The sequence below is a fragment of the Actinokineospora sp. HUAS TT18 genome, from assembly GCF_051364635.1.
GTDB lineage: Bacteria > Actinomycetota > Actinomycetes > Mycobacteriales > Pseudonocardiaceae > Actinokineospora.
Map to the genome: position 1 here is coordinate 7294778 of NZ_CP195645.1, position 20851 is coordinate 7315628.

Consider the following 20851-nt stretch of genomic DNA (forward strand, 5'->3'; position numbering starts at 1 on the left):
CTGGCGGGAAGCCGGGTCGCTGATTGTCCACAAGATGCTCGGCGAGTTGAGCTACGAGGGGATGCTGCGGCCGGACCCCGGGTCGCCTCCCGACGACAGCGGCTACCGGGAGTGGACGATCACGCTGCCCGGGGCGACCTACGCCTTCGTCGCCCGGACCGGCGCGTTCGAGTCGTGGGCCGTGCGCCCGGGCTCGGCGACCCGCGACGGCGTCGCCGCCGACGATCCCCGCATCCTGGTGGTCGACGCACGGGCTGAGTTGGGCCTGACCGGGCTGCGGCTGGCTGAGGTGCTGGCCGAACTCACCGCGACCGTCACGAACGAGGCCACGCGCCTCGAGCACGCGCCGACCGCGGCCGAGTTGATCGCGATGGACTACGACACCGCCGACGGCCACCTGACCGGCCACCCGCGGCTGGTCATGAACAAGGGTCGGGTCGGGTTCTCCGCCGCCGACCGCGCCCGGTTCGCACCCGAGGCGGGCGCCGGGTTCGGGCTGCCTTGGTTGGCTGTCCACCGGGACCACGCGTCGTTTCGCAGCGTCGACGGCCTCGCCGAGGAAGCGTTGCTGACCGAGGAACTCGGCCCTGACCAGCTCGCGATGTTCCGCGCGGCCCTGCCGGACCCGCAGAACTATGTGCTGGTGCCGGTGCATCCGTGGCAGTTGGACGAGATCGTCGGCACGTACTACGCGGCGGAACTGGCCACGGGTGCGATCGTCCAGCTCGGCGAGGGCCGCGACCGCTACCGCCCGCACCAGACGATCCGCACCCTCGCCAACGTCAGCCACCCGACCCGCCGCGACGTCAAGACCGCCGTGTCGGTGCGCAACACACTCGTCTACAGAGGACTCAACTCGACCGCGACCCTGGCCGCGCCCGAGGTCACGACCTGGCTGCGCGAAGTGCACGCGAGCGACGAGCTGTTGCGCGACAACGGGTTTGACCTGCTCGGCGAGGTGGCCAGCGTGTCGGTCAAGCATCCGCTGTTCGGCGCGATCGAGGAGCTGCCGTACCGCTTCCACGAGACCTTGGGCGCCCTGTGGCGCGAGCCGGTTCGGGCCAGGTTGGCGCCGGGGGAGCGCGCGCTGTCGTTCGCGGCGCTGCCGTATCGCGGTCCGGACGGCGAGTCGGTGATGGCGCGGCTGGTCCGTGAGTCCGGTTTGGACACCGAGACCTGGCTGCGGTCGGTGCTGGACCTGACCCTGACGCCGCTGCTGCACTGGCTGCTGGCCCACGGCGTCGGGTTCTGCCCGCACGGCCAGAACCTCATCCTTATCACCGACACCCGCGGCACCCCGCTGCGGGTGGCGATCAAGGACTTCGCGCAGGGCGTCGACCTGCTCGACGAGGACCTGCCGAGCTACGACCTGCTCGGCCCGGCCGCCCGCGCCGACATGCTGCGCTGGCCCGCCCACCTACTGGCCCAGTCCCTGTTCAGCTCGGTCTTCGCAGGTCAGCTGCGGTTCTGGGCGGAGGTGCTCGACGAGGACCTCGGCTACGAGCGGCCGCGGCTGTGGGCGCTGGTCCGGGAGATCGTCGGCGCCTACCGCGACGCCCACCCGGAGACGGCCGAGCGGTTCGACGCGTGCGGGCTGTTCGCCGCCGACGTCGAGCGCGTGTGCCTCAACCGGGAGCACCTGGCGGGTCAGGGCTTCGACAAGATCGAGCGCGACGACGAGTTCGACGTCCGCTTCGGCCGCGCGCTCAACCCGCTGGCGGGCCACGACGCGGGAGGTGCTTGGTGATCGAGCACCGCAGACCGGTCGGCGCGCGCACGCTGGCCGACCGGGCGCTCGCGGCGTCGGCACTGTCCGGGGCGCTGCGGGCGGCCGTGGCGTCGGGGTCGGTGCGGCGGATCATCTGCCTGGTGCCCGATCCGCACACGCGGTTCGCGTCGGTGGAGGTCGGCGCCGAGTTCTTTGTCGACACCGTGCTTTCCTCGGGCTACGGCCTCTGTGCGTATGTCTTCGGGTGGAACCCGGAGCGGCAGCCGGTGAACGCGTCAGCCGTCGACCAGTTCCTCGGCGGCTACGGCGACCTGCGGATGCGTCCCGACCTGGCGACGCTCGCGCCCGCGGGCCCCGGCACGTGGTTCGTGGTCTGCGACGTCGAGTGGCCGGACGGGCGCGCGGTCGCCGAGGCGCCCCGGACCGTGCTCAAGGACCAGCTGACGGCCGCGGAGAAGGTCGGGCTGGTGCCGTCGGTCGGCGTCGAGCACGAGGTGACGTTCACCGGGTTGGATGGCAAGCCACTGACCGGGGGCGGGCTGGACTACGCGGTCGGCGCCGTCGAGCCGCTGTCCGGCCTGCTCGACAAGGTCAACACCGCCCTGGACGCCTTGGGCCTGGGCACGGAGTCGGCGCGCGGGGAGTGCCACCCCGGCCAGTACGAGATCGTCCTGCGCCACCGCGACGCGCTGGCCGCCTGCGATGACGCCATGCTCCACCAACTCGCCATCCGCCGTGCCGCTGCCGGGGAGGGCGTGCGGGCCGGTTACCTCGCGGCGGAGGCGACCGGGCAGGGCAGCTCGTGTCACGTGCACTTCTCGCTGGCCGACCCGGCCGGTGCGCCGCTGGTCGCGGGTGCCCGACCGGGTGAGCCGTCCACGCTGTTCGGCCACTTCCTCGCCGGAGTGCTCCGGGCCGCGCCGGACCTCACCGCGTTCTGGGCGCCGACCTGGAACTCCTATGTCCGGCTGCGCTCGGCGCCGTTCTCGCCGCGCACGCTGCGGTGGGGCACCGACGACCGGACGGCCGCGGTCCGGCTGGTCGGGCATGGCCCGTCGCTGCGCATGGAGGCCCGGTTCGCCGGCGCCGACGCGCAGCCGCACCTCGTCGTGGCCGCGCTGATCGCGGCCGGGCTGTCCGGTGTGGACGAACGGCTGGACCTGCCCGCCGAGGGCCGGGTGGTCGGCGATCTGGCCCGCACGCCGTGGGAGGCGCAGGCCAGGCTCAACGACTCCAAACTCGCGCGCGCGATCCTCGGCGACGCGGTCGTGGACCACCGGGTCGCGATGATGGGGGAGGAGCTGACCGCCGGGATGGAGGCCGTCTCGGACTGGCAGCGGACGCGAGGGGACCTGCGCTCATGAGCCCGCTGGTGGTCGGCTTCGACCTCGACATGACGCTGATCGACGCGCGGCCGGGCATGGCGGAGCAGGTGGACGCGATCGCGCGCAAGACTGGGCTCCCGCTCGACAGCGCGAGCTTCGTCGCCGGGCTCGGGCCGCCGCTGACCCACAAGTTCCGGGACCAAGGAGTCCCCGAGGACCGGATCGCCGAGTGTGTCGACCTGTTCCGCGCCGACTACCCCGAGGTGGTCATCCCGCTGACCGCCGCGCTTCCCGGTGCGGCCGAGTCGATCAAGGCGGTGCGGGCGGCGGGTGGTCGCGTGGTCGTGATCACCGGCAAGCACACGCCCAACGCCGAACTGCACATCAAGGCGCTCGGCTGGACGGTCGACGCGGTCGTCGGCGGGCTCTGGGCGACGGACAAGGGGACGGAACTGCTGCGGCTGGGCGCGCAGGTCTACGTCGGCGACCACGAAGGGGACATGATCGGCGCCCGCGCGGCGGGCGCGACACCCGTCGGAGTGACAACAGGCCCCTGTTCGGCTGACGAACTCCGGGCGGCGGGCGCGGCGTTTGTGCTGGCCGACCTGGGCGAGTTCCCTGGCTGGTTGGACGGCTGGCGAAAAAAACAAGCATGAATGCTTGATTCTCCGCACCCGCCGTGCCACGGTGGGTGCGTGGACCTGACCGCACTGCTGGCCGACCTGCGCGCCGAGAGCGACGAGCTCGACTCCTGGGTCGCGGACCTTCCCGCCGACAAGTGGGCGACACCGACCCCGGCCGACGGCTGGACGGTGGCGCACCAGATCGCGCACCTGGCGTGGACCGACGAGCGGTCGCTGATCGCCGCCACCGATCCCGACGCCTTCCAGGCCGAACTCGCCACCGCGCTGGCGAGCGGCAACCCGCAGCGGCTCGTCGACGACGGCGCCGACGCGGGCGCGGCCGAGCCGCCCGCCGAACTGCTGGCCCGGTGGCGTGGCCTGCGGGAATCCCTGCAGCAGGCGCTCGCCGCGGTGCCGCCAGGTACGAAGCTGCCGTGGTACGGCCCGCCGATGGGCGCGGCGTCCATGGCGACCGCGCGGATGATGGAGACCTGGGCGCACGGCAACGACGTCGCCGACGCGCTGGGCGTGAAGCGGGTCCCGACCGCGCGGATCAAGCATGTCGCCCACCTCGGGGTGCGGACCAGGGACTTCGCTTACTTGGTCAACGGGCGGACCGCGCCCGCCGAGCCGTTCCGGGTCGAGCTGATCGCCCCCGACGGGTCGATGTGGACCTGGGGCCCGGAGGACGCGGCCCAGCGGGTCACCGGCCTCGCCAACGACTTCTGCCTGCTCGTCACCCAGCGCGTCCACCGCGATGACACCACGCTGGTGGCCTACGGCGCCGAGGCCGACGAGTGGCTCGACATCGCGCAGGCCTTCGCGGGCCCGCCGGGAGCCGGACGGGAGAAGTCATGATCCGTGTCGGCAACGCCTCCGGCTTCTACGGCGACCGCCTGTCGGCCATGCGCGAGCTGCTGACCGGCGGCGACCTCGACGTCCTGACCGGCGACTACCTCGCCGAACTGACCATGCTCATCCTCGGCCGCCAGCGGATGAAGGACCCGAACGGCGGCTACGCGAAGACGTTCCTGCGCCAGCTCGAGGACTGCCTCGGCCTGGCCAAGGAGCGCGGGGTCAAGATCGTCAGCAACGCCGGCGGCCTCAACCCCGCCGGGCTGGCCGACGCGATCCGGGAGCTGGCGGGCAGGCTCGGGGTGGACGTGTCGGTCGCGCACGTCGAGGGCGACGACCTGCTGCCGCGCGCGGGCGCGTTGACCGCCAACGCCTACCTCGGCGCGTGGGGGATCGCGGAGTGCCTGTCCTCCGGCGCCGACATCGTGGTCACCGGCCGGGTCACCGACGCGTCGCTGGTCGTCGGACCCGCCGCGGCGCACTTCGGCTGGGCTCGGGACGACTTCGACGCGCTCGCCGGGGCGACGGTGGCCGGGCACGTGATCGAGTGCGGCACGCAGGCGACCGGGGGGAACTTCGCGTTCTTCACCGAGATCGCCGACCTGGGCCACGCGGGCTTCCCGATCGCGGAGATCTCGGCTGACGGGTCGTCGGTGATCACCAAGCACGCCGGGACCGGTGGCGCGGTGACCGTCGAAACCATTACGGCGCAACTGCTCTACGAGATCCAGGGCGTGGACTACCTCGGCCCGGACGTCACCACAAAGTTCGACTCGATCACCCTTTCGGCTGACGGGCCGGACCGGGTGCGGATCAGCGGCGTGACGGGCGGGCCGCCGCCGGAGTCGGTCAAGGTGTGTGTGAACACCCTCGACGGGTTCCGGAACAGCGCCACGTTTGTCCTCTGTGGACTCGACATCGAGGCCAAGGCCGAGCTGGCACGGCGTCAGCTTGAAGGCGCGATCGGGTCGGACGGCCTGACGTGGACGCTGGCGCGGACCGACCACGCCGACTCGGACACCGAGGAAGCGGCGAGCGCGCTGCTCCACGCGATCGTGAAGACCCCGGACCCGGCTCGGGCCAAGGCGTTCTCCCGGGCGACAGTTGAGCTGGCGCTTGCGTCCTACCCCGGGTTCACGCTGACCGCGCCGCCGTCGGACGGGACGCCGGTCGGGGTGTACCGGCCGGAGTACGTTTCGGCGGCGGAGGTCTCGCACGTGGCCGTGGTGGCGGGCGAGCGGCGGGACGTGAAGTGGACGCCGGGTGCTCCGGTGCCGTCGCGGAGTGTCGACTGGGCTGATCCTGGGACGGACTTCGGGCCGACTCGGCGGGTTCCGCTGGGTGACGTGGTGGGCGCCCGGTCGGGTGACAAGGGCGGCGACGCGAACCTGGGGCTGTGGGTGCGTCGGCCGGAGGCGTACGACTGGTTGGTGCGGACGCTGACAGTGGACGGGTTGCGTGCGCTGCTGCCGGAGACCGCGGAGCTGGAGATCACGCGGCACCTGCTGCCGAATCTGTCGGCGGTCAACTTCATCGTGCACGGCTTGCTGGGGCAAGGGGTCGCCGCGGCCACGCGGTTCGACCCGCAGGCGAAGGCTCTGGGCGAGTGGGTTCGGTCCCGGCACGTCGATGTCCCGGAGGTGTTCCTGTGAGCGCGTTCGACACTCCGGAGCGGCGGGAGCTGCGTGCGACTGTGCGCCGGTTCATGGCCGCGGAGGTGTTGCCGCACCTGGACTCGTGGGAGCGTGCGGGTGAGGTCCCCCGGTCGCTGCACCGAACAGCAGGCGATCTCGGCCTGCTCGGCGTCGGGTTCCCCGAGTCGGTCGGCGGTGGTGGCGGCGACGTCATCGACGCGATGGTCGTGGTCGAGGAAATGCACTACGCGGGCGCGTCGGGCGGGTTGATCGCGGCGCTGCTGACGTGCGGGATCGCCGTCCCGCACCTGGCTGTCGCGGGTGACCCGGAGCAGGTGGAGCGGTGGGTGCGGCCGACGCTGGCCGGGTCGCTGATCGGGTCGCTGGCGATCACCGAGCCGGACGGCGGCTCGGACGTCGCGGGCCTGCGTACGACGGCGAAGCGCGACGGCGACGAGTTCGTGGTCAACGGCGCGAAGACGTTCATCACCTCGGGCGTCCGCGCCGACTTCGTGACGACGGCGGTGCGCACCGGGGAGGCCGGGGCGCACGGGATCTCGCTGCTGGTGATCGAGAAGGACACCCCGGGCTTCACGGTGTCGCGGCGGCTGGAGAAGATGGGCTGGCTGTGTTCGGACACCGCTGAGCTGTCCTTCGTGGACTGCCGGGTGCCGGTTTCGCATCTGGTGGGTGTGGAGAACACCGGGTTCATCCAGATCGCGCAGAACTTCGTCGCTGAGCGGCTTTCCCTGGCGGTCCAGGCTTACGCCGCGGCACAGCGGGCGCTGGACTTGACGCTGGAGTGGTGTCGGCTGCGCGAGACGTTCGGCCGTCCGCTGATCTCGCGCCAGGGCGTGCAGACCACGCTGACGGAGATGGCCCGCAAGATCGACGTCGCGCGGGTCTACACGCGGGACGTCGCGGTGCGGCACGTGGCGGGCGAGGACATGATCGCCCAGGTCTGCTTCGCGAAGAACACGGCGGTGGAGGCGGGGGAGTGGGTCGCCCACCAGGCCGTACAGCTGTTCGGCGGCTTGGGCTACATGCGCGAGTCCGAAGTGGAACGCCACTACCGCGACATGCGCATCCTGGGCATCGGCGGCGGCACCAACGAAATCATGACCGGCCTGGCCGCCAAGCGATTGGGGTATACGGCGTGACGATCTTGCGCACGGCGGTGGACTCGGGTTCCGCCGACTTCCAAACCAACCGTGAGGCGATGCTGGCCAAGCTCGCCGACCTCGACGGCGAGCACGCCAAAGCCGTCGCGGGTGGTGGGGAGAAATACGTCGCCCGGCATCGCAAGCGGGGCAAGCTGTTGGCGCGGGAGCGGATCGAGTTGCTGCTCGACCCCGACTCGCCCTTCCTCGAACTCTCACCACTCGCCGCCTGGGGTACCGACTACCAGGTAGGCGGCAGCCTCGTCACCGGCATCGGCGTGGTCGAGGGCGTCGAGTGCATGATCAACGCCAGCGACCCCACGGTCAAAGGCGGCGCGATCAACCCCTGGGGCATGCGCAAAGGCTTCCGCGCCGCCGACATCGCCGCGCAGAACCGGCTGCCGTCGATCAGCCTGGTCGAGTCCGGGGGCGCCGATCTTCCCACGCAGAAGGAGATCTTCATCCCCGGCGGCCGCACCTTCCGCGACATCACCCGGGCCTCCGCCGCGGGCGTCCCGTCGGTCGCGCTGGTGTTCGGCAACTCGACCGCGGGCGGTGCCTACCTGCCCGGCATGTCCGACTACGTCGTCATGGTCAAGGAACGCGCCAAGGTGTTCCTCGGCGGTCCGCCCCTGGTGAAGATGGCGACCGGGGAGGAGTCCGACGACGAGTCCCTCGGCGGCGCCGAGATGCACGCGCGGATCTCCGGTCTCGCCGACTACCTCGCGGTCGACGAGGAGGACGCGATCCGGCTCGGGCGGGGCATCATCCGCAGGCTCAACTGGCAGAAGCAAGGCCCGGCCCCGAGGTCCGACTACGCCGAGCCCGAGTACGACGCCGACGACCTGCTCGGCATCGTGCCCACCGACCTCAAAGTCCCCTTCGACCCCCGCGAGGTCATCGCCCGCGTGGTCGACGGGTCCGACTTCGACGAGTTCAAGCCGCTCTACGGCTCCAGCCTCGTCACCGGCTGGGCGCAGGTCCACGGCTACGCGGTCGGCATCCTCGCCAACGCGCGCGGCGTCCTGTTCGGCGAGGAGTCTCAGAAGGCCACGCAGTTCATCCAACTCGCCAACCAGTCGAACACCCCGCTGCTGTTCCTGCACAACACCACCGGCTACATGGTCGGCAAGGAGTACGAGCAGAGCGGCATCATCAAGCACGGCGCCATGATGATCAACGCCGTGTCGAACTCCAAGGTCCCGCACATCTCCATCCTGATGGGCGCCTCCTACGGCGCGGGCCACTACGGCATGTGCGGCCGCGCCTACGACCCCCGCTTCCTGTTCGCCTGGCCCAGCGCCAAGTCCGCCGTCATGGGGCCGCAGCAGCTCGCGGGCGTGCTCTCCATCGTGATGCGCCAAGGCGCGGAGAGCCGCGGGCAGGTCTACAACGAGGAACACGACGCCGCGATGCGGGCGATGGTGGAGGGGCAGATCGAAGCGGAGTCCCTCCCGACCTTCCTCTCCGGGATGATCTACGACGACGGCATCATCGACCCGCGCGACACCCGCACGGTGTTGGGGATGTCCTTGTCCGCTATCCACAATGGACCAGTGAAGGGCGCCGACGGCTTCGGCGTCTTCCGGATGTGAGCGGGACATGATCACTGCACTGCTCGTGGCCAACCGCGGCGAGATCGCCCGCCGGGTCTTCCGCACCGCCCGCGACCTCGGCATCGCCACCGTCGCGGTCTACTCCGACGCCGACGCGGACTCCCCGCACGTCGCCGAGGCCGACAGCGCGGTCCGGCTGCCCGGCAACACCCCCGCCGAGACCTACCTGCGGGCCGACCTGCTCATCCAGGCCGCGCTCGACGCCGGGGCCGACGCCATCCACCCCGGCTACGGGTTCCTGTCCGAGAACGCCGCGTTCGCCAAGGCGGTCATCGACGCGGGGCTGATCTGGGTCGGGCCGCCGGTCGAGTCGATCGAGCGGATGGGCTCCAAGATCGAGTCCAAGGAGCTGATGGCGGCCGCGGGTGTGCCCGTGCTGTCCAAACTGGACCCGAACGACGTCACCGAGTTCCCAGTGTTGGTCAAGGCATCGGCGGGCGGTGGCGGTCGCGGAATGCGGATCGTCCGGACCGCCGCCGACCTCGACGGTGAGCTGGAAGCGGCACGCAGCGAGGCGGGATCGGCGTTCGGCGACCCGACGGTCTTCATCGAGCCCTACCTGGAGACCGGACGCCACATCGAGGTCCAGGTCATGGCCGACAAGCACGGCACGGTCTGGGCCGTCGGCGAGCGTGAGTGCTCGCTGCAGCGGCGCCACCAGAAGGTCGTCGAGGAAGCCCCCTCACCGCTGGTCGAGCGGACCGAAGGCATGCGGGAGCGGCTGTTCGACGCCGCACGCAAAGCCGCCGCCGCGATCGGCTACGAAGGCGCGGGCACGGTCGAGTTCCTGGCCGACGAGTCCGGCCGCTTCTTCTTCCTGGAGATGAACACCCGCCTGCAGGTCGAGCACCCGGTCACCGAATGCGTCACCGGCCTCGACCTGGTCGCCCTCCAGCTCACCATCGCCGAGGGCGTCGAGCTGCCCGCCGAGCCGCCCGCGTCGACCGGCCACGCGATCGAGGTCCGCCTCTACGCCGAGGACCCGGCCGCGGGCTGGCGGCCGCAGAGCGGCACGCTCGTCGCGTTCGACATCCCCGGGGTCGAGTTCACCAACCCGACCGGTGCGGGCATCCGCCTCGACTCGGGCGTGCGCGGCGGGTCGGTCGTCGGGGTGCACTACGACCCGATGCTGGCCAAGGTCATCGCCTGGGCACCCGAGCGCACCGCCGCCGCCCGCGCGCTGGCGGGCGCGCTCACCCGGGCCAAGATCCACGGCCTGCGCACCAACCGCGACCTGCTCGTCCGCATCCTTCGCCACCCGGCGTTCCTCGCGGGCGACACCGACACCGCCTTCTTCGACCGGCACGGCCTCGACACCCTGGCCGCCCCGCTCGCCGACAAGGACGCCGAGGCCCTCTCCGCGCTGGCGGCCGCCCTGGCCGACGCCGAGGCGAACCGGGCGAAGGCGAAGGTGCTCGGCAGGCTCCCGGCGGGCTGGCGCAACGTCGCCTCGCAGCCGCAGGTCAAGCGGTACGGCGACCTCGAAGTCCGCTACCGCGTCACCCGCGACGGCCTGATCGGCGTCGAGGGCGTCCAACTGGTCTCCGCGACGCCGACGGCGGTCGAACTCGAGGTCGGCGGGGTCAAGCGCCGGTTCGACGTGGCCACCTACCCGGGCCTGGCCTGCGTCGACTCGGCCTACGGCGCGGTCGCGCTGACCATCCCGCCGAGGTTCGCCGACCCGGCCGACAGCGTCGCCGCGGGCTCGCTGCTCGCGCCGATGCCGGGCACGGTCGTGCGGGTCGCGGTCGAGGCGGGCCAGCAGGTCGAGGCCGGTCAGCCGCTGCTTTGGCTGGAAGCGATGAAGATGGAACACCGCATCGACGCGCCCGTCGCGGGTGTCGTCGCGGAACTCACCGTGTCCCCGGGGGACCAGGTCGACGTCGGCCGCGTCCTCGCCGTCGTGCAGGAGGAATCGTGACATTCACGGAGTCGTCGGAACGTCAGGCCCTGCGCGCGGCGGTCGCCGAACTGGGGCGCAAGTACGGGCCGCAGTACGCGATCAAGGCGGCGCGCTCCGGCGGCCACACCACCGAACTGTGGGACGAGGCGGGCAAGCTCGGCTACCTCGGCGTCAACGTGCCGGAGGAGTTCGGCGGCGGCGGTGGCGGCATCGGCGACCTGGCCGCGGTGTGCGAGGAACTCAGCGCCACCGGCAACGGCCTGCTGCAGATGGTCGTCTCCCCGGCGATCTGCGCGACGATCATCGCCCGCTACGGCACCGAGGACCAGAAGCGGCGCTGGCTGCCCGGCTTCGCCGACGGCTCCCTCCGCATGGCCTTCGCCATCACCGAACCGGACGCGGGCTCCAACGCCCACCGGCTGACCACCACCGCCCGCCGCGACGGCGACGAGTGGGTCATCACCGGCCGCAAGGTGTTCATCTCCTGCGTCGACGAGTCGCAGTCCGTGCTCGTCGTCGGCCGCACCGAGGACGCCAAGACCGGCAAGCTCAAGCCCGCGCTGTTCGTCGTGCCGACCGACGCGCCCGGGTTCGAGTTCAAGAAGATCGAGATGGACATCGTCGCGCCGGACTCCCAGTTCGCGCTGTTCTTCGACGACGTCCGCCTGCCCTCCGACGCGCTCGTCGGCTCCGAGGACGCCGCGCTGATGCAGCTGTTCGCGGGCCTGAACCCGGAGCGCATCCTGGCTTCCGCGTTCGCCGTCGGCATGGGCCGGTTCGCGCTGGACAAGGCCGTGGAGTACGCCAAGACCCGCACGGTGTGGAAGGAGCCGATCGGCGCGCACCAGGCCGTGGCGCACCCGCTGGCGCAGGCCAAGGTCGAGCTGGAGCTGGCCAAGCTGATGATGCAGAAGGCGGCGGCGCTCTACGACGCGGGCGACGACATGGCCGCGGGCGAGTCGGCCAACATGGCCAAGTACGCCGCGGGCGAGGCCGTGATCAAGGCGGTCGACGCGGCCGTGCAGACCCACGGCGGCAACGGACTGGCCAGCGAGTACGGGCTCGGCGTGCTCATCAGCGCCTCCCGGCTGACCCGGATCGCCCCGGTGAGCCGTGAGATGATCCTGAACTTCGTGGCGCAGTTCTCCCTGGGGCTGCCCAAGTCCTACTAGAGGTGTGACGTGACCAGCGAGGCAGTACGGCAACCCCAGCAGGACCGCAGCCGAGCCACCCGGCAGCGGCTGCTGGAGGCCGCCATCGACAGCCTCGCCCAGGTCGGCTGGTCCGGCAGCACCGTCGCCGTCGTCGCGGAACGCGCAGGCGTGTCCCGCGGCGCGGCGCAGCACCACTTCCCGACCAGGGAGGACCTGGTCACCGCCGCGATCGAGTACGTGACCGGCGAACGCATCGCGCACTTGAGCGACGCCATGCCCGACCTGCCGCCCGGGCCGGAACGCACCGAACTGGTCGTCACGACGATCGGCGAGCTGTACGCGGGCAAGTTCTTCCGCGCCGCCCTCCAACTGTGGGTGGCGGCGGCCTCCGACGACCAGTTGCGCGCCCAGGTCGTCCCCTTGGAGGCCCGCGTCGGCCGTGAGGCACACCGGATGACCGTGGCGGCCCTGGGCGCCGACGAGTCCCGCCCGGGCGTGCGCGAGGCAGTCCAGGCGACCCTGGACTTGGCGCGCGGGCTCGGGCTGGCGAACCTGCTCACCGACGACCGCGCCCGCCGCACCAGGGTCCTGAGCCAGTGGGCGACCGTCCTGCACGCGACGCTGTCCGCCTGAGTTCTACTCGGGACGGAATGCCCACTCGCCGGGGCCGGTCTTGCCTGCGGCGGCCAACGGCGGCGGCGAGCCGAGCGCCCGCCACTGGGCGGCGTTCATCGTCAGCACCCGCAGCGACGGCAGCGCCGCGAGCCGGCCGACGTCGAGCGTGTCGCAGCCCGAGATGTCCAGGTCGCACAGGGCGGGCAGGGTCGTGAGCGGGTCGAGGTCGACGGCGCCCGCGATGTGGAGCCGCCACAGGAGCGGGTGGCCGGTGAGGCCGGTGAGGTCGACGCTGTCCGCGGTGATCCGCAAGGACTCCAGGGCAGGCAGGTCAGTGCCCTCGGTGGTGACCGTCCCGGCCCGGTTGACCGCCAGGTCCCGCAGCGACCGCAAAGACAGCGCGGCGAGGTCGACCGTCTCGGACCGGTTGACGTTCAGGCGCTGGACCGCGTCGTGTCCGGCGACCGCGGCGGCGAGGTCGTCGGCCTGGTTGAGCACCAGCCCGCAGTCCGCGCCGGTGTCGCCGGTGTCGAACAGGGTGGTCACCGTCAGGTGGCCGCCCTCGACCTCGTAGTCGCCCGCCCGCAGACCGGTGACGACCTGGCGCAGCATCTCGCCGACGGACGATTCGACGTAGCGCATCGCGCAGTGCAGGTCGCGTCCGTATTCGATGATCTGGCCGACCCGCCCGGCGTCGTCGGGGTCCAGGTCGACGGCGAGGTAGTTCAGCGCCTGGTCGGTGCCGACGGTGATCCACCAGTCGTGGCGGGCGACGCGGCGGACCCGGTGCTTCGGATCGGCGTGGATCACCACGTCCGCGCCGAACACGTCGTCCTGGGGCCAGGCGGGCGAACCGGGGAGGCCGCCGGTGTGCCACTCGACGAGCTGGTCCAGCGGCAGAATCCCGTACCTGCCAAGCAGACCGGTCTCGCGCGGCTCGCCGTCGATAGTCCGGTACAGCGCACGCAGGTCCTCCGGCAGCCGCGCGCCGACGATCCGTTCGGCGGCCAGGATCTCCGCCTCGGAGCGACCGGGGGCGAACTCCGGCGCGGTCCCCATGATCGCGGCCCTGCGCTCGGCGAACTCGGCTATCAGCGCCGCGACGGCCGCCAGCGTCGCCGGGTCGGTGGGTTCGTCGTCCACCCGGGACTCGGCGGGCAGCGGCAGACCGGGGAGCGGATGCCCGGGCGCCCGGAAGTCCGCGTCGAGGACGACCCGCTGCGGGGCATCGGTCGCGCAGATGAGGCCGAACTCCAGTTGTTCCCCCGTCATGACACGCAGCGTAATCGGGTCGCGGGCGTCCGTAGGATCGGACCATGGGGAGCGACGACGTCCGCGCGGTCCTGGCCGCCCACCTGCCCGACCTCCTGGTCGACACCGTCCGGCACCTCGGCGAGGGCCAGGACAACGTCGCCTACGACGTCGACGGCGCGCTGATCGTCCGCTTCGCCAAGGGCGACACCGACGTGGCCGCCGAGGCGCGGCTGCTCGACACCGTCGCCGAGTTCTCGCCGCTGCCCATCCCGCGGCCCCGGCTCGTCCTGCCCGAACTCCGCTGCCTCGCCTACGACCGGCTCCCGGGCACGGCCCTGATCGACCTTCCCGAGCGGCCACCGGGCGTCGTGGACGAGTTGCGCGCCTTCCTCGACGCCCTGCACGCCATCCCGCTCGACCGGGTCAAAGACCTCGTCGAGGTCGACGACCAGGACGGCGAGGGCTGGCTCGAGGACGCCCGCGAGTGCTACGCGGCGCTCGACGTGCCGGGGGAGTACCGGGCCGCGATCGAGGCGTTCCTCGCCCAGCCGCCGCCGAAGCCGGACTACGACGTGGTCTTCTCGCACAACGACCTCGGCGTCGAGCACGTCCTCATCCAGGACGGCCGGGTCAGCGGGGTGATCGACTGGACCGACGCCGCGCTGTGCGACCCGGCCTACGACCACGGCCTGCTGTACCGCGACCTCGGTGTCCTCCCCGGCAACGCCTACGACGAGCGCGCGATCTTCTACGCCCGCTGCACGGTCCTGGAGGACTGGCGCTACGGCGTCGAGAGTGGGCTGCGGCAGTTCGTCACCCAGGCGACGACGTCGCTGACGTGGCTGTTCAGCGCCGAGTGAGCTGGATCGGCAGGTCGTCGGTCGGCACCGGCAGCGCCGTCGGGTCCCAGCGCACCTCGTAGCCGGACGGCACCGACCAGCGGAACGTCCGCAGCAGCTCGTGCAGCAGCGTCTTCACCTCGTACATCCCGAAGTGCATCCCGATGCACTTGTGCACGCCGCCGCCGAACGGCATCCACGCGTACCGGTGGACCTTGTCCTCGCGGCGGTCGTCGGCGAAGCGCAGCGGGTCGAAGCGGTGCGGGTCGGGCCAGTACTCGGGGAGCAGGTGGTTGACCCACGTGGACACGGCGATCTTGGTGCCCGCGGGCACGTGGTGGCCGAGCAGGTCGGTGTCCTTCACCGTCTGCCGCGCCAGCGACGGCACGGGCGCGACCAGCCGCATGCTCTCCCGGATCACCAGGTCCAACGCGGTCAGCTTGTCCAAAGTGGATGTGTTCACCTCGTCGACGGCCATCGACTCGGCGCGGGCCTTCTCCTGCCACACCGGATCTTTGGCGAGGTAGTACAGGGCGGCCGTGGTGGTGATGGTCGACGTGTCGTGCGCGGCCATCATCAGGAAGATCATGTGGTTGACGATGTCGTCGTCGCTGTAGACGTCGCCCTCGTCGGTGCGGGCGTGGCAGAGCGCGGAGAACAGGTCGTCGTCGGCGCTCGCGCGCTTGCGCGGCACCTCCGCGCGGAAGTACGCCTCCAGCACCTTGCGCCCGCGCAGCCCCGCCGCCCAGCGTCCGCCCGGCACCGGGTGGCGGATCAGCGAGGTCCCGGCGCGCACGGTGTCGACGAACGCCTCGCGCAGCGCGGTGGTCTCGCCGTTGGTGGCCATGAAGATGTCGGTCGCCACGTCGAGCGTCAGCTTCTTCAGCGCCGGATAGACCAGGAAGCCGTCCTGCTGCGGCCACAGGCGGATCTCGCGCGCGGCGATGTCGGCGACGCGGGCGTTGTAGGCGCTGATCCGGTCGCTGGTGAACGCGTGCTGCATGAGGCGCCGGTGCTGGAGGTGCTCGTCGAAGTCGAGCAGCATCAGGCCGCGGTGGAAGAACGGGCCGATGAAGAACTCCCAGCCCTGCTGCGAGTACGCCTTGTCCTTGTTGGTGAGCACGACCTGGGCGGCCTCGGGTCCCGCCGCGGTGACGAACTTCGTGCCGAACGAGCTGATCCACGACACCGGCCCGTACCGCTCGTACCGGCGCAGCCCGAAGTCGACGCCCTGGCGCAGGATGCTGAGGGTGTGGCCGAGCACGGGCAGGCCCGCGTCGCCGAGCACAGGACGTGCGTCAGGAGGGGTGGGGGCCAACTCGCGCGTCGGCCACGGCCGGTCCGAAAGCCAGCGTTCCACCTTGTGCACGGTCGTCATTGACCCTCCCTAGCTCGGTTGCGCGGCCTCCCGCAGCACCGTCATCGCCAGCTCGGCGATCTCGGTGGTCAGGGCGGGCCGCGACGCGAAACGGCGCGAACGCGGCAAGTCGTTGATCACGGTCAGCGCGGCGTGGACGGCCACCCGCGCCTCGGCCTCCGACAGCGTCGGCGTGCTCTCGCGCAGCAGCCGCACCCACTCGGCGACGTAGCCGCGCTGGAGTCTGCGCAGCTCCTTCGCGTCGCGCTCGGGCAGGTTGACGACCTCGTTCGTGTAGACCGCGATGAGATCGTCGGAGCGCTGGACGGTGTCGGCGTAGGAGCGGGTGAGGCGGTGCAGCGCGTCGGTCGGGTCCGTCGCCTCGGCCAGCGCGTGGTCGAGGCCGAGTCGCAGCCGGTCGGCCATGCGGCGGCACGAGGCCAGCAGGATGTCGGACTTGGCGGCGAAGTGCTTGTAGATGCTCGGCCCGGCGATCCCGGTGACCGCGCCGATGTCCTCCATGCTCACCGCGTGGTAGCCGTGGTCGCGGAACAGCCTGGTGGCCGCCGACAGCAGCTCCTCGCGCCTGCTCGGCGCGGGCTGGACGCGTGAGCGCCACCCGGCCGCCGCGGGCTCGTCGACGGCGGGGACGACCGCGCAGCGGATGACGGACTCGGCGAGCCGGGCGAGCAGCCGCTCGAACGGCTCGCGGGCCAGGTTGGCGTGGTGGTCGCCGACGCTGCCGTAGACGCTCATCACGGCGAAGGCCAGCAGTTCGGTGTCGGCCCGGCCCAGCTCGGGGCGCAGGCCGCGCAGGCCGGAGATGTAGCGGGCCAGCGAGGCGCCCATCCGCCTGCGGATCTCCTGCTGGTCGGCCGCGTGCAGGTGGCGGCCCTGCCAGCGCCACAGCGCGGTCAGCTCCCGCTGCTCGATGGAGACCTCGGCCGCGGCGTGCAGCAGCGGCCCGACGCACCGCTCGACGTCGCCGTGCGCCTCGGCGATCGCGGCGTCGAGGTGCTCGATGAGGACGTCGACGCCGGTCAGCAGCACGTGGCCGAGCAGGGCCTGCTTGTTGGGGAAGTGCCGGTAGAGGGCCGGGCCGGTGATGCCCGCGGCCGCGGCGATGTCGTTGACCGCGACCGAGTGGTAGCCGCGTTTGCCGAACAGCTCGGCCGCCGCGTCGGCCAGCTGGGCCTTGCGGTTGCGCGGCCTGCGGCCACGGGGTGGGCTGAGCTCGGCGGTCAACGGGTCAAGCCTCCTGGATCGTGAGACGCGACTAACCACGCTAACGGAGCTACTTGCTGTTGACAACCTGGGAATCAGCGGCACTATGTTAATGGGCATTAGCTCAACTCAGCCACGAGAGGACCGGACGAGCGTGAGTACCGAAGCCTTCATCTATGAGGCGATCCGAACGCCGCGAGGCCGCGGCAAGCAGAACGGCTCGCTGCACGGGGTCAAGCCCATCTCGCTGGTCGTGGGCCTCATCAACGAACTCAAGGGCCGCTTCCCGGACCTCGACCCGGCCACGATCGACGACATCGTGCTCGGCGTCGTCTCCCCGGTCGGCGACCAGGGCTCGGTCATCTCCCGCACCGCCGCCGTGGCCGCGGGCCTGCCGGACACCGTCGCGGGCGTGCAGCTCGACCGGTTCTGCGCGTCGGGCCTGGAGGCGGTCAACACCGCGGCCGAGAAGGTCCGCTCCGGCTGGAACCAGCTGATGATCGCCGGTGGCGTCGAGTCGATGTCGCGGGTCCCGATGGGCTCCGACGGCGGCGCGTGGTTCAACGACCCGGAGACGAACTACGACTCCTACTTCGTCCCGCAGGGCATCAGCGCCGACCTCATCGCCACCATCGAGGGCTTCTCCCGCGAGGACGTCGACACCTACGCCGTCGAGTCGCAGAAGCGCGCGGCGGCGGCGTGGTCGGCGGGCTACTTCGCCAAGTCGGTCGTGCCGGTGCGCGACCGCAACGGCGTGATCATCCTCGACCACGACGAGCACATGCGCCCCGAGTCCACTGTGGAGGGCCTGGCCAAGCTCGGCCCGTCCTTCGCGGGCATCGGCGAGATGGGCGGCTTCGACGCGGTGGCGCTGCAGAAGTACCACTGGGTCGAGAAGATCAACCACGTGCACACCGCGGCGAACTCGTCGGGCATCGTCGACGGCGCCTCGCTCGTGCTCATCGGCAACGAGGCGGCGGGCAAGGCCGCGGGCCTGACCCCGCGCGCCCGCATCGTCTCGGCCGCGGTCACCGGCGCCGAGCCGACCATCATGCTCACCGGCCCCACCCCGGCGGCGAAGAAGGCGCTTGCCCTGGCGGGCCTGACGCCGGACGACATCGACCTGTGGGAGCTGAACGAGGCGTTCGCCGCGGTCGTGCTGAAGTTCATGAAGGACCTGGACATCCCGCACGAGAAGATCAACGTCAACGGCGGCTCGATCGCCATGGGCCACCCGCTGGGCGCCACCGGCGCGATGATCACCGGCACCATGGTCGACGAGCTGGAGCGGCGCGGTGCCCGGCGCGCGCTCATCACCCTGTGCATCGGCGGCGGCATGGGCGTCGCGACCATCATCGAGCGCGTCTGATCCCGGAGAGATCACTCAAATGACTGAGAACATGTTCAAGTGGGAGTCCGACGCGGACGGCATCGTCACGCTGACGATGGACGACCCGGGCCAGTCGGCCAACACGATGAACGAGACCTTCCGGGTTTCGTTGGCGGCCACCGTGGACCGGCTTGAGTCCGAAAAGGACTCGATCACCGGTGTCGTGCTCACCTCGGCCAAGAAGACCTTCTTCGCCGGTGGCGACCTGAAGCTCATGTCGAAGGCCGGTCCGGCCGACGCGCAGGCCATCACCGACCAGTGCAACGGCATGAAGCGCGACTTCCGCCGCCTGGAGACCCTCGGCAAGCCGGTCGTGGCCGCCATCAACGGCGCCGCGCTCGGCGGCGGCCTCGAACTGGCCCTGGCCACGCACCGCCGCATCGCCCTCGACGTCAAGGGCAGCGAGATCGGCCTGCCCGAGGTGTCGCTGGGCCTGCTGCCCGGCGGCGGCGGCACCGTCCGCGTCCCGCGCCTCATCGGCATCCAGAACGCGCTGCTCAATGTCCTGCTGCAGGGCCAGCGCAACAAGCCTGCCAAGGCCAAGGAGATCGGCCTCGTCGACGAGGTCGTGTCGACGCCGGAGGAGCTGATCAGCTCGGCCAAGGCATGGATCAAGGCCAACCCGGCCGCCCAGCAGCCGTGGGACGTCAAGGGCTTCAAGATCCCCGGCGGCACCCCGTCGCACCCGGCGTTCGCGGCGAACCTGCCCGCGTTCCCGGCGAACCTGCGCAAGCAGCTCAAGGGCGCCCCGATGCCCGCGCCGCGCAACATCCTCGCCACGGTGATCGAGGGCTGCCAGGTCGACGTCGACACCGCCACGAAGATCGAGACGCAGTACTTCGTCGACCTGGTCATCGGCCAGGTGTCGAAGAACATGACCAAGGCGTTCTTCTTCGACCTGCAGGCCATCAACAAGGGCAACAGCCGCCCCGACGGCCAGCCGCAGTGGCAGGCGCAGAAGGTCGCCGTCCTCGGCGCCGGGATGATGGGCGCCGGAATCGCCTACTCCAGCGCGCGGGCGGGGATCGAGGTCGTGCTCAAGGACGTCACCCTGGAGGCGGCGGAGAAGGGCAAGGCGTACTCGGAGAAGATCCTGGCCAAGGCCGTGTCTCGCGGCAAGCTGACCCAGGAGAAGGCCGACGAGGTCCTCGCGCGGATCACGCCGACCGCCGACCCGGCCGACGTCGCGGGCGTGGACCTGGTCGTGGAGGCGGTGTTCGAGAGCCCCGAGCTGAAGAAGAAGGTCTTCGGCGAGATCGAGGACCTGGTCGCGCCGGACGCGCTGCTCGGCTCGAACACCTCGACGCTGCCGATCACCCTGCTGTCGGAGGGGGTGAAGCGGCAGGAGGACTTCATCGGCCTGCACTTCTTCTCCCCGGTCGACAAGATGCCGCTGCTGGAGATCGTCGTCGGCGAGAAGACCAGCGATGTCGCGCTGGCCAAGGCATTCGACTACGCGCTGCAGATCAAGAAGACCCCGATCGTGGTCAACGACAGCCGCGGCTTCTTCACCAGCCGCGTCATCGGCACGTTCATCAACGAGGCCGTCGCCATGGTCGGCGAGGGCGTCGCGCCGTCGTCGATCGAGCAGGCGGGCCTGCAGGCCGGTTACCCGGCCGCGCCGCTGCAACTGCTCGACGAGCTGACCTTCACCCTCCCGCGCAAGATCCGCGAGGAGACGAAGGCCGCCATCATCGCCGCGGGCGGCACGTGGGACACCCACCCGTCGGAGACCGTGCTCGACCGCCTGATCGACGAGTTCGACCGCAAGGGCCGCTCCTCGGGCGCGGGCTTCTACGAGTACGACGACGAGGGCAAGCGCGTCGGCCTGTGGGCTGGTCTGGCCGACGCCTTCAAGGTCGACGGCGTCGACGTCCCCCTGCGCGACATGCAGGAGCGGATGCTGTTCGCCGAGGCCCTGGAAACGGTGAAGTGCTTCGACGAGGGCGTCCTGCGCACCATCCCGGACGCGAACATCGGCTCGATCTTCGGCATCGGCTTCCCCCCGTGGACCGGCGGCGTGATCCAGTACATCAACGGGTACGAGGGCGGCTTGGCCGGCTTCGTTGCCCGGTCGCGTGAACTGGCCGACCGGTACGGCGCCCGGTTCACCCCGCCCGCCTCCTTGGTGGAGAAGGCCGAGAAGGGCGAGATCTACAAGTAAGACGTGAGA

General features: G+C 71.1%; 16 protein-coding genes. 13 read left to right on the forward strand and 3 right to left on the reverse strand.

Going from position 1 to position 20851, the window contains the following annotated elements; genetic code table 11:
- The first annotated feature begins 34 nt into the window (after positions 1 to 34).
- The 10 genes from ACSHT8_RS34100 to ACSHT8_RS34145 are packed head-to-tail and all read left to right on the forward strand — an operon-like array spanning position 35 to position 12632.
- Positions 35 to 1747, forward strand: a complete 1713-nt coding sequence (locus tag ACSHT8_RS34100) for an IucA/IucC family protein (RefSeq protein WP_436502251.1) — start codon at positions 35 to 37, stop codon at positions 1745 to 1747.
- Entirely contained in the window at positions 1744 to 3093 is a 1350-nt protein-coding gene (locus tag ACSHT8_RS34105; protein ID WP_436496106.1) for a glutamine synthetase, read from the forward strand. Before ACSHT8_RS34100 ends, ACSHT8_RS34105 begins: the two co-directional genes overlap by 4 nt.
- Positions 3090 to 3710, forward strand: coding sequence for an HAD family hydrolase (locus ACSHT8_RS34110; RefSeq protein WP_436496108.1), 621 nt, complete (start codon positions 3090 to 3092; stop codon positions 3708 to 3710). Before ACSHT8_RS34105 ends, ACSHT8_RS34110 begins: the two co-directional genes overlap by 4 nt.
- Positions 3711 to 3749: 39 nt before the next feature.
- Entirely contained in the window at positions 3750 to 4535 is a 786-nt protein-coding gene (locus ACSHT8_RS34115; RefSeq protein ID WP_436496110.1) for a TIGR03084 family metal-binding protein, read from the forward strand.
- Positions 4532 to 6184 (forward strand): acyclic terpene utilization AtuA family protein, encoded by a 1653-nt coding sequence (locus ACSHT8_RS34120; RefSeq protein WP_436496112.1) that lies wholly within the window; start codon positions 4532 to 4534, stop codon positions 6182 to 6184. The genes ACSHT8_RS34115 and ACSHT8_RS34120 overlap by 4 nt, the downstream gene beginning before the upstream one ends.
- Positions 6181 to 7326 (forward strand): acyl-CoA dehydrogenase family protein, encoded by a 1146-nt coding sequence (locus ACSHT8_RS34125; protein WP_436496114.1) that lies wholly within the window; start codon positions 6181 to 6183, stop codon positions 7324 to 7326. The genes ACSHT8_RS34120 and ACSHT8_RS34125 overlap by 4 nt, the downstream gene beginning before the upstream one ends.
- Positions 7323 to 8921 (forward strand): acyl-CoA carboxylase subunit beta, encoded by a 1599-nt coding sequence (locus tag ACSHT8_RS34130; RefSeq protein ID WP_436496116.1) that lies wholly within the window; start codon positions 7323 to 7325, stop codon positions 8919 to 8921. The genes ACSHT8_RS34125 and ACSHT8_RS34130 overlap by 4 nt, the downstream gene beginning before the upstream one ends.
- Before the next feature lie 7 nt (positions 8922 to 8928).
- A complete protein-coding gene (locus ACSHT8_RS34135; RefSeq protein ID WP_436496118.1) occupies positions 8929 to 10863 on the forward strand; it encodes a biotin carboxylase N-terminal domain-containing protein in 1935 nt (644 codons plus the stop codon).
- Positions 10860 to 12017, forward strand: coding sequence for an acyl-CoA dehydrogenase family protein (locus ACSHT8_RS34140; protein WP_436496119.1), 1158 nt, complete (start codon positions 10860 to 10862; stop codon positions 12015 to 12017). Before ACSHT8_RS34135 ends, ACSHT8_RS34140 begins: the two co-directional genes overlap by 4 nt.
- A 9-nt stretch (positions 12018 to 12026) precedes the next feature.
- A complete protein-coding gene (locus tag ACSHT8_RS34145) occupies positions 12027 to 12632 on the forward strand; it encodes a TetR/AcrR family transcriptional regulator (RefSeq protein WP_436496120.1) in 606 nt (201 codons plus the stop codon).
- Positions 12633 to 12635: 3 nt separating this feature from the next.
- Here the strand turns inward: ACSHT8_RS34145 and ACSHT8_RS34150 are convergent, their stop codons facing one another.
- Positions 12636 to 13886, reverse strand: a complete 1251-nt coding sequence (locus tag ACSHT8_RS34150) for an SMI1/KNR4 family protein (protein WP_436496122.1) — start codon at positions 13884 to 13886, stop codon at positions 12636 to 12638.
- A 44-nt stretch (positions 13887 to 13930) separates the two neighbouring features.
- On the opposite strand from ACSHT8_RS34150, the gene ACSHT8_RS34155 reads away from it, so the two are divergent.
- Positions 13931 to 14728, forward strand: a complete 798-nt coding sequence (locus ACSHT8_RS34155; protein ID WP_436496124.1) for a phosphotransferase family protein — start codon at positions 13931 to 13933, stop codon at positions 14726 to 14728.
- On the opposite strand, the gene ACSHT8_RS34160 is transcribed toward ACSHT8_RS34155, so the two are convergent.
- On the reverse strand, positions 14715 to 16085 hold the full coding sequence (locus ACSHT8_RS34160; protein WP_436496126.1) for a cytochrome P450: 1371 nt from the start codon (positions 16083 to 16085) through the stop codon (positions 14715 to 14717). The two genes, ACSHT8_RS34155 and ACSHT8_RS34160, sit on opposite strands and share 14 nt — an antisense overlap.
- Positions 16086 to 16094: 9 nt before the next feature.
- A complete protein-coding gene (locus ACSHT8_RS34165; protein WP_436496128.1) occupies positions 16095 to 17309 on the reverse strand; it encodes a TetR/AcrR family transcriptional regulator in 1215 nt (404 codons plus the stop codon).
- A gap of 133 nt (positions 17310 to 17442) precedes the next feature.
- Here ACSHT8_RS34165 and ACSHT8_RS34170 point away from each other — a divergent pair, with 133 nt between their 5' ends.
- Complete coding sequence (locus tag ACSHT8_RS34170; protein ID WP_436496130.1) at positions 17443 to 18657, forward strand: acetyl-CoA C-acetyltransferase; 1215 nt, start codon at positions 17443 to 17445, stop codon at positions 18655 to 18657.
- 19 nt (positions 18658 to 18676) lie between these two features.
- Positions 18677 to 20842, forward strand: a complete 2166-nt coding sequence (locus ACSHT8_RS34175) for a 3-hydroxyacyl-CoA dehydrogenase NAD-binding domain-containing protein (protein WP_436496131.1) — start codon at positions 18677 to 18679, stop codon at positions 20840 to 20842.
- Positions 20843 to 20851: the final 9 nt, after the last annotated feature.